This window comes from Streptococcus sp. KR (assembly GCF_002238115.1).
In the GTDB taxonomy this organism is placed as follows: Bacteria; Bacillota; Bacilli; order Lactobacillales; family Streptococcaceae; genus Streptococcus.
Window position 1 is genome coordinate 1 of sequence record NZ_NGVM01000400.1, and the last position, 210, is coordinate 210.

Annotated in this window: 1 protein-coding gene; it reads right to left on the bottom strand. The window is 36.7% G+C overall.

What is annotated here, in order from left to right; translation table 11 throughout:
- A partial coding sequence (locus CBI42_RS13000; protein ID WP_179211459.1) for a prealbumin-like fold domain-containing protein occupies positions 1 to 210 on the bottom strand: 210 nt, incomplete at both ends.

Consider the following 210-nt stretch of genomic DNA (forward strand, 5'->3'; position numbering starts at 1 on the left):
GATCAGTCTTGGTTAAAACAACTGAACCAGTGGCTTCGCTATCGTTAACAGTAACTTTGGCAGCCGTCGTTTGATTAAATATAATTTTAAAAGGATACTGCTGATCTTTGTTTAATTGATAACCAGCTGGTGCTTGAGTCTCAACAAAATAATAATCACCAGGTTGAAGGTCGTTAACTGTTATGTGACCATTACTATCGGTTTTCAGAT